At 63.0% G+C, this 10,707-nt stretch carries 8 protein-coding genes; 4 read left to right on the forward strand and 4 right to left on the reverse strand.

The genetic code is table 11. From position 1 onward, the window contains the following. The first annotated feature begins 24 nt into the window (after positions 1 to 24). The 4 genes from dapA (at position 25) to ACOQPH_RS09975 (ending at position 3,264) form a co-directional block, all read left to right on the forward strand. A complete protein-coding gene (gene dapA, locus ACOQPH_RS09960; RefSeq protein ID WP_420621247.1) occupies positions 25 to 909 on the forward strand; it encodes a 4-hydroxy-tetrahydrodipicolinate synthase in 885 nt (294 codons plus the stop codon). After that, the gene (locus ACOQPH_RS09965; protein ID WP_420621248.1) at positions 906 to 2,588 is read left to right on the forward strand and encodes a ribonuclease J; all 1,683 of its coding nucleotides are present in this window, start codon (positions 906 to 908) and stop codon (positions 2,586 to 2,588) included. The genes dapA and ACOQPH_RS09965 overlap by 4 nt, the downstream gene beginning before the upstream one ends. Before the next feature lie 119 nt (positions 2,589 to 2,707). Then, entirely contained in the window at positions 2,708 to 2,929 is a 222-nt protein-coding gene (locus tag ACOQPH_RS09970) for a DUF433 domain-containing protein (RefSeq protein WP_420621249.1), read from the forward strand. Next, complete coding sequence (locus tag ACOQPH_RS09975) at positions 2,926 to 3,264, forward strand: DUF5615 family PIN-like protein (RefSeq protein WP_420621250.1); 339 nt, start codon at positions 2,926 to 2,928, stop codon at positions 3,262 to 3,264. Before ACOQPH_RS09970 ends, ACOQPH_RS09975 begins: the two co-directional genes overlap by 4 nt. 425 nt (positions 3,265 to 3,689) lie before the next feature. On the opposite strand, the gene ACOQPH_RS09980 is transcribed toward ACOQPH_RS09975, so the two are convergent. Genes ACOQPH_RS09980 through ACOQPH_RS09995 form a run of 4 tightly spaced genes read right to left on the reverse strand, consistent with a single transcriptional unit; the run spans position 3,690 to position 10,699 of the window. Next, positions 3,690 to 6,599 (reverse strand): type I restriction endonuclease subunit R, encoded by a 2,910-nt coding sequence (locus ACOQPH_RS09980; RefSeq protein ID WP_420621251.1) that lies wholly within the window; start codon positions 6,597 to 6,599, stop codon positions 3,690 to 3,692. Beyond that, a complete protein-coding gene (locus ACOQPH_RS09985; RefSeq protein ID WP_420621252.1) occupies positions 6,589 to 7,767 on the reverse strand; it encodes a restriction endonuclease subunit S in 1,179 nt (392 codons plus the stop codon). Before ACOQPH_RS09985 ends, ACOQPH_RS09980 begins: the two co-directional genes overlap by 11 nt. Further along, positions 7,764 to 9,245, reverse strand: a complete 1,482-nt coding sequence (locus ACOQPH_RS09990) for a type I restriction-modification system subunit M (protein ID WP_420621253.1) — start codon at positions 9,243 to 9,245, stop codon at positions 7,764 to 7,766. Before ACOQPH_RS09990 ends, ACOQPH_RS09985 begins: the two co-directional genes overlap by 4 nt. After that, the gene (locus ACOQPH_RS09995; protein ID WP_420621254.1) at positions 9,242 to 10,699 is read right to left on the reverse strand and encodes a type I restriction-modification system subunit M; all 1,458 of its coding nucleotides are present in this window, start codon (positions 10,697 to 10,699) and stop codon (positions 9,242 to 9,244) included. Before ACOQPH_RS09995 ends, ACOQPH_RS09990 begins: the two co-directional genes overlap by 4 nt. Between the last annotated feature and the right edge of the window lie 8 nt (positions 10,700 to 10,707).

The following is a 10,707-nucleotide window of genomic DNA, read 5'->3' on the forward strand; positions in this document are numbered from 1 at the left end:
CGCCTCGGCAGTAGTCTCGATGACATGAGCGCGCGATTCGGACGAGTGGTTCCGGCGATGGTGACGCCGTTCGCGGCAGACGGTTCGCTGGATGTGGGCGCTGGCGTGACGTTGGCGCGCTGGCTTGTATCCGAGGGCGCCGAGGGTCTCGTCATTACCGGCACGACCGGCGAGGGTCCCACTATCACCGACGAAGAAGACTGGGAGCTGTGGAGGGCCGTGGCCGAGGCGGTCACGGTCCCGGTTGTGGCAGGCACCACCACCAACGACACCGCACATTCCGTCGAGCAGACCGCGAAGGCCAGCGAGCTCGGCGTAGACGGCATCCTGGCCGTGACGCCCTATTACAACCGGCCGTCGCAGGCGGGCCTGAAGGCGCATTTCGAGGCCGTCGCCGAGGCCACAGATCTACCCATCATCATGTACGACATCCCGGTGCGCACCGGCCGCAAGATCAACACTCCGACCATGCTGGAGCTGGCGCAGATCCCCAACATCGTGGGCGTCAAGGACGCTGCGGGCAACCCGGCCGAGACGGCGAAGGTGATTGCTGCTGCGCCGGAGGGCTTCGAGGTGTACAGCGGTGACGACGGGCTCACGCTGCCGCTGCTGGCTGTCGGGGCCGTTGGCGTGATCAGCGTTGCTGCGCACTGGTCGGCCACCGAGCACGTCGCGATGTTCGACGCCTGGGAGGCGGGCGACGTCACCAAAGCACGGGAGATCAACGCCACGCTGCTCGAGAGCTTCGACTACGAGACAGGCGACGCGGCGCCCAATCCGGTGCCGACCAAGGCGATGCTGCGCACGCTGGGTTTGCCCGTGGGTGAGCCACGGCTGCCGATGGGCCCAACGCCTGACGGCTTGGAAGACCGCGCCCGCGAGGTCTACGCCCGACTGAAGCAGACTTGAGCGCCGCCCGGGTCGCCGACGGGCCCGTCACTGTCACGTTCCTGGGCGGGCTCGGCGACGTCGGGCGCAACTGCACAGTCGTCGAGGTTGACGGCAAGCTGCTGATCATCGACTTCGGGGTCATGTTCCCCGACCCGGCGATCATGCCGGGGGTGCAGCAGGTGCTTCCCGACATGGGTTGGCTGAACTCGCGCGCGGGTGACATCGTCGGCCTGGTCGTGACGCACGGGCACGAAGACCACCTCGGCGGTGTGCCGCACTTCCTGCGCAGCATCGAGGTGCCGCTCTACGGCTCAGCCCTGTCCATGGCGCTTGCCGAGCACAAAGTGACGGAGGCGCGCCTCGGTGACCGCACGTCATTTCATGTCCTGGGCGACGGCGAGCGTCGGCGCATCGGCCCCTTCGACGTCGAGGCACTGCCGATCACCCACTCGGTGCCCCAGAGCTTGTGCATCGTGGTGCACACATCCGCCGGCGCTCTCGTCCACACAGGGGACTTCAAGATCGACGAGTCGCCAGTGGACGGTCGTCTGACCGACTTGGCGCGGCTGCGGGCGCTCGGCGACCAAGGCATCGCCCTGCTGATGGCCGACTCCACCAACGCAGACCGTCCGGGACGCAGCGCCTCGGAGACCGAGATCGGCGCCACGCTGCGGCGGCTGTTCAGCGAACGCCCGGGGCGGCGGCTCATCGTGAGCTGCTTCGCCAGCCACCTGCACCGCGTCCAGCAGATTTGCGACGCCGTGATTGACGAAGGCCGCGTTGTGGTTCCGGTCGGGCGTTCGATGGTGAACAACGTGCGCATCGCACGCCAACTTGGGGTACTGGACGTTCCCGAGCGTGCGCTGTTCGGCGTTGAGCAACTCGGCAGCTTGGATCCGTCGAACGTCTGCATCGTGTGCACCGGCAGCCAGGGAGAGCCCAACGCCGCGCTGTCGTTGATCGCGAACGGAAGTCATCCGGACATTCACGTCGGACCTGACGACACCGTGGTGCTGTCGAGCCACCCGATCCCGGGCAACGAGCGCGCCGTGTTTCGCATGGTGTCCCGACTCGCGCGCCGGGGTGCCGAGGTGATCCACGACGGCCACGAACAGGTGCACACATCCGGGCATGCCCAGCGGGACGAGTTACGCGAGCTGCACAAGGCCTGCCGGCCACGCTGGTTCGTTCCGATCGAGGGCGAGTTTCACATGCTGGCTCGCCACGCCCAGCTCGCCCGCGAGCTCGGCATGCGGGACCATCGAGTGCTGACGCTGACCGACGGTGGGCAAGTGGTGCTTCGGGGCGGCAACCTGTCGGTGGGCCGAGGCGTCCCTGCGCCGTACCACTACGTGGACGGCACGCTCGAAGACCCGGACCCTGAGGTGATCAGCGAACGCCGTGCGCTGTCCTCCGGATTCGTCCACATCACCGTGGTGCTCGACGCCAAGGCACGCCTGGCGGCACCTCCCGACGTCACTTCGAGCGGCTGGCTGGACACCGAAGCCCACGCAGACGTCATCGAAGCGCTGGTCCAAGAGCTGACGACTGTTGTGAACGGTGCCAACAAGAACAAGGGCGCCAGACGCGACGGGGGCGACATCGAGCGTGCCGTTCGCCGGGCCACCGGACGCTTTGTCGGCAACCGAACAAGACGCCGTCCAGCCATCTCGGCGGCAGTGATTGCGCTCGGCTGAGCCTGAGCAAATCGCTACCGCCGCGCTCATTCCGAATGTCGGCCCAATCCGATGTGGTTGCGTATCAGTCGAGAAATCGACTTCAGGAGCCCAGATTGCTGTCACTACGATGGAGGTCGATGGATACCTCCTCGCTGATCGACACTCGTGCGGGCGTGCGCAGCGGCAAGCCGTGCTTTGTCGGGACTCGCATCACCGTGTACGACGTTCTCGAGTACTTGGCATCTGGCATGTCGAGCCAGGAAATCGTCGACGACTTCCCTGAACTCACCGAACAGCACATCCGGGCGGCGCTTGCATTTGCAGCCATCCGTGAACGCCGGCTCGTCGCGCCTGCGTGAAGCTCCTCTTCGACCAGAACCTGTCGCGCCGGTTGGTTGCCCTGGTCGACTCGGTATTCCCAGGAAGCCGCCACGTCATCGACTACGGCTTGGAAGCCGCCACGGACCGAGAGATCTGGGACCACGCGGCGACCCATGGCTACGTCATCGTCTCGAAAGACTCGGACTTTCGGCAGCTTGCATTCCTGCACGGCCCGCCGCCGAAAGCGATCTGGCTCCAGGCCGGCAACGCGTCAACTCGCGCCATCCTTGAGCTGTTGCTGCGGTACCGCGGACTCATCCAGGAATTCGAAGTCGATGCCGAAGGAGCTCTGCTCGTGTTGTCACTCGACTGAGGTGCAGATTCTTGCCGCCGGCTTCGGTGTACCTGCGCTGCATTGCAGCGGCGCCGCCGGCTGGATCCGAGGAATTCAGGTGGAACCGGCCCCGGTCGAGGCGCACCGCCCCCTCGGCCGATAGCTGGGCCCCTGCCGCAATCGGTGGTGAGGGTGCCGCGGAACCGCAGCGAGCGAAGCGAGCGCAGGGAGGACCGCGCCGGATTCGAACCACTCCTCCGCCTCCTCGAACAGCCGCTTCGCCTCGTTGAGCTAGGCCAACACCTCAGGGTGGACGGCTGCTCCGTGGCCCACTGGTCCGGCGATCGAGCGAGCTCGATCAGCAATGAGCGGCGACTCCTCGGATAGTGCTTGCTCGGTCATCACCCGGTTGAAGGACCGCTGCTGGTTTACCTATCAACGGATTCTGCTGATCTCGGCGGAAATCAGTAGTACTTGCCGATGTAGGCGTACGCCCTGTCAAAGAGGTCTTGATCGGTGTGGAGCTTGTACTTGAGCAAGCTCCGACGGAGCGCCTTCTTCACTTCGCGCTCGCCGGCTTCGGTCCGCTGCCATCCTGGGAATCGAACCTGACGCACGATGCTGTCGATGTCGGCAACAACCCGGTCGACGATCACCGGGGTGTCGGTGTTTCTCACCTCTTCGAACAGCTCCGTGAGAGCGGCCTTCCCCTGGTCCTCCTGAAGCTCCTCTGGTTCATCGCGCTCTGCTTGGACAACGTCCTTGGCGAGGTCGATCAGCTGCTTCAAGAACTCGACGGAGGCGAGCAGTCCTTGCTCGTGCTTCAGCCGGAGGCTTTCCAACCGCTCCGACAGCGCCACAAACTTGGGACCGTCGCCATGTCGTCGTAGGCGGGCGGCGATCCTGATCTCCACCTCGACGGTGTTGCGTTCTGGGTCCTCGAGCAGCTCTTCGAGAACTTCGGCGTCCATCACCAGTGTGTCGAGATCGTCCCGCACGGTCTGCACGGAGATGTTCCTGTGGATCAGCTCGATTGTCTTCGCTCCAAGTGCGTGCCAGAGCAGTTTGCCGTTCCCCGACGGGGGCTTGAGGGAGTCGTAGACCTGGGCCAACCAGCGGTAGTCGCTCTCGATCGGAACCAGCATCGGATCGGGCGACAGTGCTTCCCAGAGTTGGGACAACGCGCTGAAGTCCTCGGCGAACTGGTCTCGTCGGTTCGTGTCAGGCAAGCACTCCTGTGCAGCCAGCAAGCCCTCCCAGCTGAAGTCACTGCGGTCAACGCCTTCGAACCACTGCAAGCACTTCGGCATCGCTCGTTCGAGTTCCTCCTTGAGCTCATCGATGTTTGAGATGACCTTGTCGATCGAAGCCTCGTCGAAGGCGAGCGCCTGCGCAACATCATCGAACAGTCCGAGGTAGTCGACGATCAACCCGTGGGACTTGCCTGGAGCCACTCGATTTGTTCGGCAGATCGCCTGCAGAAGGTTGTGATCCCGCAGTGAGCGGTCGAGGTAGATGCACTGCAAGTTGGGAGCGTCGAAGCCGGTAAGGAGCTTGGCGGTGACGATCAGGATCTTCAGGGGATCGGCCGGATCGCGGAAACGGTCCAACAGCGCGGCCTCCTGGTCCTTTGACCGCCCGAAGCGGTTCCGCCAGGCCTGCGGCGCGCCTTGTCCCATGTTCATGACCACGTCGATGGCCTCAGCAGGCAGCTCATCGTCGGCGAGTGCATCGAGCGCTTCCTTGTAGAGGACGCACGCCTCCTGATCGACGGTGACGATCATCGCTCCGAACCCTTCAGGGGCAACTCGCTCGAGGAAATGCGCACGGATGTCGGCAACCACCGCCTCGACCCGGGTCGGCGCCTTGACCAGGAGTGCGAACCGACCTGCTCGCTTCGACACCTCGGCTCGGTCCTCGTCGCTCAGGTTGCGAGTCAGTTCCTCGAACTCCTGATCGAGTGCGGCACGATCGATCCGGAGATCGACAGCACGCGTCTCGAAGCGAAGCGGAAGGGTGGCGTCGTCACGAATCGATTCCTCGAAGCTGTAGCGATCGAGATACCCGCCCGAATCCTCGGCGGCCCCGAATGCGTAGAAGGTGTTTCGGTCTCGAGTATTGATCGGGGTACCGGTCAGGCCAAAGAGGAACGCGTTCGGCAACGCGTTCCTCATCTGCCGACCGAGGTCACCTTCCTGCGTTCGGTGCGCCTCGTCGACGAGAACGATGATGTTGTCTCGCTCGTTCAGCACGCCGTCGGCCTCGGCGAACTTGTGGATCGTGGTGATGATGACCTTGCGAGCGTCACGGGCGAGCAGGTTGTGCAGCTCCTGCCTGCTGTCGGCCGTGACCAAGTTGGAAACGTCAGCGGCGTTGAATGTGGCGGTGATTTGCGTGTCGAGGTCGATCCTGTCAACGACGATCACGACCGCTGGATTACCGAGCTCTTCATGCCGCCGGAGCTTGTTGGCGGCGAAGATCATGAGGAGGCTCTTGCCGGAGCCCTGGAAGTGCCAAATCAGGCCCTTGCGGATCTTGCCTTCGACGACGCGCTGCACGATCTTGTTGGCCGCTTGGTATTGCTGGAAGCGGCAGATGATCTTGATCTTGCGATGGTTTCGATCGGTGGCGAACACCGAGAAGTTCTGGGCGATGTCAAGCACGACTTCGGGTCGCAGCATCGACGACACGGCGCGGTCGACCTCCTGTAGGCTCTGTCCGCCTTCCTCTTCAAGCCGCCATGGCGCCCAGTGGTGAACGGGGAGTCGGATCGAGCCGAACCGGAACTCCTTGCCCTCGGTCGCGAACGAGAACGCGTTGGGCACAAAGAACCCCGGAGCGTTGACCTCGTAGTCGTCGTGAACCTGGGCGGCGCCATCGACCCACGTCACTGCCTTGCGCACCGGTGATTTCGCCTCCCCTACGACCAGCGGAAGTCCGTTGACGAAGCCGATGACATCGAACCGCTTCTCGGGCCCTGCCTTAAACGTGACCTGGTTGGACACGATGAATGTGTTCGTCTCAAGCTCGGCTGGGTCGAAATCGATCAGCTTTATTGTGACGTGTTCATTGTTCGGACCGAACGGCATGGTGCGCTCACCCCGAACCCAGGACATGAACTCCTCGTTTGCTCCGACGAGACCTCCGCCGAGGACGCCACTGATCACCGCGCGGAGCTTGTAGATGACCTCATCGGCGCGTTCGGGCTTGGCAGCGATGTCGGGGTTCAACCGGACGAGTGCACCAGCGAGCACGGGCTCGAGCAGGACGTGGGGTGTGGACCGCTCAAGCGACGGGCCATCGAAGTACGTCCAACCCAGCCTGGTCATGCGATCGAGGACCATCGCCTCGACGGTGTTGGCTTCATCGAACACGGTTGTCTCCCGCTAGCAGGCCCTCTCGCACGGCAGCAAGAACTGAACGGGATTCGCGGCAATGATCCTCGATCGCGCGCTGGAGGTCTCGCACTCCTTGCCAACAGTCGACAATCAAGCGCTGGGCATCGAGATCCGGCTTTGGAATACGGACTTTCTTTAGATTCGTTGCGTTTACGTTGGCTTGACTGACGCCCTGAGTAATGAACGCGCGAATCCGTCGTTGACCACCGGCAGACTGGAGATACGCAGCGACGAACTCGGGGAGCATCGACTCCCTGTCGACGCGCAAGCGGAGCAGATATGAAGCGAAGGTTGCTGGATTGTCCAGCCCGTCGACCAAGGCCACCTTGCCAACGTGTTCGAGGCTGTTCGTACGGTTGAACAAGATGTCGCCGGTCTGCAGCAGGTCAGATTCGCTGACCTGGTCATGCTGCACCCACTTCATGTCGTCCAGTCTCAGCTCCTCGCTATCGAGATTGTTCATCCTAAGTATCGGCAGTTCTCCGGCGTCCTGAGGTGCCACCGAGAGTCCATAGTCGCATGAGGAGAGAATGGTCCCGAGGGGCACGTGGTCGACTGCATCAGACTCTCTGAGGACGATGGCGTCTCTGAGGCCTCGTGCAGCACCGAGAGCGTGTTCCAGAGCGTCTACTTGGCGCTGTCCGGCTGACAGCACCTCGCAGATCTCCCGCTGCAAGTCCAATGGCGGTAGACCGAACTTGTACTTGGCAAGCTCTTGCCACTTCGTCCGCGGCGAGAGCGATCCCGCCGATGTGCCTAGAGCGTGATCGGAGAAACCGTCGGACTGAACCATGAACGGCAAGAACTCCGAAACCAGTTCGTCAGTCGCCGGCTCGAACACGAGGATGTCGCCTGAGCACACACCATCAAAGGCGGGCACCGCGACCTTCCGCTGATAGGCGCGCCGCTTGCCGAACAACACCTGACCGGCCCGAAAGGTCCTGGTAAAGCTCGTTCCATCGGGAAGATCGTCAAGTTCGTGCCAGCGTCGGAGCGGCAGCGACTCTGAGTCGAGGTGCTCGAGACCCACGATGCGCGACAAGCCGTCAATCTCGGGATCCTTCGTCGTCTCCTTGACTTGACGGACGACGTCGCCGAATCGGACCCACATCCAGCCGTCTGGAAGCACTCCCTTCTCCGTCATGACGAAGCTCCGACATCGAGACGTTCGAACAGGTGCTCGGCGGCGGACTGCAGTTCGGCCGCCGACTGCCTCCAATTGCTGATCGAGAGCTCGAGGTCATAGTCGTTTCGATCGGTCTCGCGGGTGACGTACAACGGGATCGAGAGGTTGCTGTTCTGCTCGGCGATCGCATCGAGGGTCTCGACCGCAGCGAAGCCCTCCTCCGGTTCGAACGCTCGAAACGTCTTCACGATCCGATCGATGTGATCGTCGGTCAGGAAGCTCTGCGCCCGCTCACGCGTGACCTCATTGACCGCATCGATGAAGACCACCTTGCCCGTTCGTTCGGTAAGCCTCTTCGAGCGGCAGACCACGATGCACGATTCCATCGGCGAGTTGTAGAACAGGTTCGGGCCGAGACCAATCACCGCCTCGACCAGGTCGTCGGCCAAGATGCGCCGCCGCATGTCGAGTTCCTCGTTACGGAAGAGCACGCCGTGGGGAAAGAGGATGGCACATCGACCGGTTCTCGAGTCCATCGAGGCGAGGATGTGCTGCCAGAACGCGTAGTCGGCTCGCCCCTGCGGCGGCGTGCCGTACTTGTTCCGGCCCCAGGGATCGGACGACCACGCATCTCGGTCCCAGGCCTTGATCGAGTACGGGGGGTTGGCCAGGACCACATCGAAGCGCCTGAGCTGGTCGCCGTCGGTGAACGCTGGATTGGCGAGCGTGTCGCCACGCACGACGTTGAAGTCTTCGATGCCGTGGAGGAACAGGTTCATGCGGGCGATCGCTGACGTCGTGAGGTTGCGTTCTTGGCCGAACAATCGGAGCGTCCGGTGCTCCTTGCCCTGAAGTCGGAGCTCCTCTGCTGCTGAGAGCAACATGCCGCCCGAGCCGCACGTCGGGTCGTAGACGCTGTCGCCCGGCTCGATCTCGAGGAGCTGTGTCATGAGGTGGACCAGCGTGCGGTTTGTGTAGAACTCCGCGGCGGTGTGGCCAGAGTCGTCGGCGAACTTCTTGATCAGGAATTCATACGCGACACCGAGCTCGTCCTCGGGGACGTTGCGCAAACTCAGCGTCACCTGTGAGTAGTGCTCGATCAACTCCTTGAGCGTTGCGTCGGGCAGCCGTTCCTTGTTGGTCCAAGGGGCGTCGCCGAAGACGCCGTCGAGTCGAGGGTTCGCCCGCTCGATCTCGCGCATCGCCTTGGAGATCGTTCGGCCGACGTCATTGGTCGACTGTCGGAGATCGGACCAATGGGCTCCGCTAGGGACTTGAAAGCGGTGCTGTTCCGGGAGCGTGGCGTATCCCTCATCGCCATCGGACTCAGTGAGCGCAGTTTGGTATTCCTCATCGAACACGTCGCTGAGGCGCTTCAGAAACAGCAGGGGGAAGATGAACGACTTGTATTCGCCGGCATCGATGGTCCCGCGGAGCAGCGTTGCAGCACCCCAGAGGTACGACTCGAGCTGCGACTGGCTGATACGGGTGCTCACGCGATGCTTCGTTCGGCAAGGAGCTGGTTCAGCCGGCCCTCGGCGGCCCAGGCCGCGTCCAAGGCTTCCTCAAGCGCCTTCGTTGCGTCTTCGACTGACGGGATGTCCACGTCGTCGGGCTTCGATATGTAGCCGGCGAGGTTGAGGTTGTCGCCCTGCTCGCGGATCTCGTCAAGCGTTGCGACGTGGCAGCGGCCTTCCTCGTCTGCGAACTTCTCGTAGGCCTCGAAGATCGTCTTGACGTGCTCTGGTTCGAGTGTGTTCTGGTTGCGGCCCTTGCGGAAGAGGTCGGAGGCATCGACGAGCAACACCTTGGACTGGCGTGCGTCGGGCTTTCGTCGACGGGCGACCAGGATGCAGGCGGCGAGGCCGGTTCCGTAGAACAGGTTCCGGCCTAGGCCGATGACGGCTTCGATGAGGTCGAGGCCGAGGACCTTCGAACGGATATTGCCCTCGGCGCCCATTCGGAACAACGCTCCGTGAGGCAGCACGACCGCCATCCTGCCCGTCGCTGGCGCCATCGATGTGATCATGTGCTGCACCCAGGCCCAGTCGCCGTACTTCTTCGGTGGGGTGCCAGCCAGATTGCGACCCCACGGGTCGTTCGGCCACGTGTCTTCACCCCACGAGCTGAGTGAGAAAGGGGGATTAGCGATGACGCAGTCAAAGGAGGCCAGCTTGTCGCCAGTGAGGAATGCCGGTTGTCGCAGCGTGTCGCCGCGGACGATCTGAAAATCCTCGGCTCCGTGGAGGAACAGGTTCATGCGGGCGATGGCGGCGGTGGTGAGGTTGCGTTCCTGGCCGAAGAGGTGGCCGAGCATGAGTCGCTCGTCACCGCCTGATTCCCTGACTTGCTGGAGAGTCTCGAGGAGCATGCCGCCGGTTCCGCAGGCCGGGTCGTAGACAGTGTCGCCGGCCTGTGGGGCGAGCACGCGCACCATGAGCTCGACGATGGTGCGTGGGGTGTAGAACTCACCGGCCTTTCGGTTGGTGAGATCAGCGAACTTCTTGATGAGGTACTCGTAGGAATCGCCGAGCACGTCATTGGACACCACGGAGTTGCGGAGGTCGAGCTGGCTGAAGTGGTCGATCAGGTCGACCAGCAGCTCATCGGACAAGCGGTCCTTGTTGGTCCACTGCACGTCACCGAAGATTCCGTAGAGGGTGTTCGGGTTCGCCTTCTCGATCTCACGCATCGCCCGCTGGATGGCCTGTCCGACATTGGTGGTGCGCGTCCGGAGATCCGCCCAGTGGCTTCCGTTCGGGATCTGGAAGCGATGCTGCTCCGGCAGGTCGGCGTATTCCTCGTCGCCATCTGATTCTGTGAGCGCCTCGACGCGCTCCTCGTCGTAGACGTCACTGATCCGCTTCAGGAACAGCAGTGGAAACACGTAGGCCTTGAAGTCCGATGCGTCAACGGGACCCCGAAGGATGTTTGCCGCATCCCAGAGCATCGATTCGA

It is taken from the genome of Candidatus Poriferisodalis sp., from assembly GCF_965221945.1.
Classification (GTDB): domain Bacteria; phylum Actinomycetota; class Acidimicrobiia; order Acidimicrobiales; family Poriferisodalaceae; genus Poriferisodalis.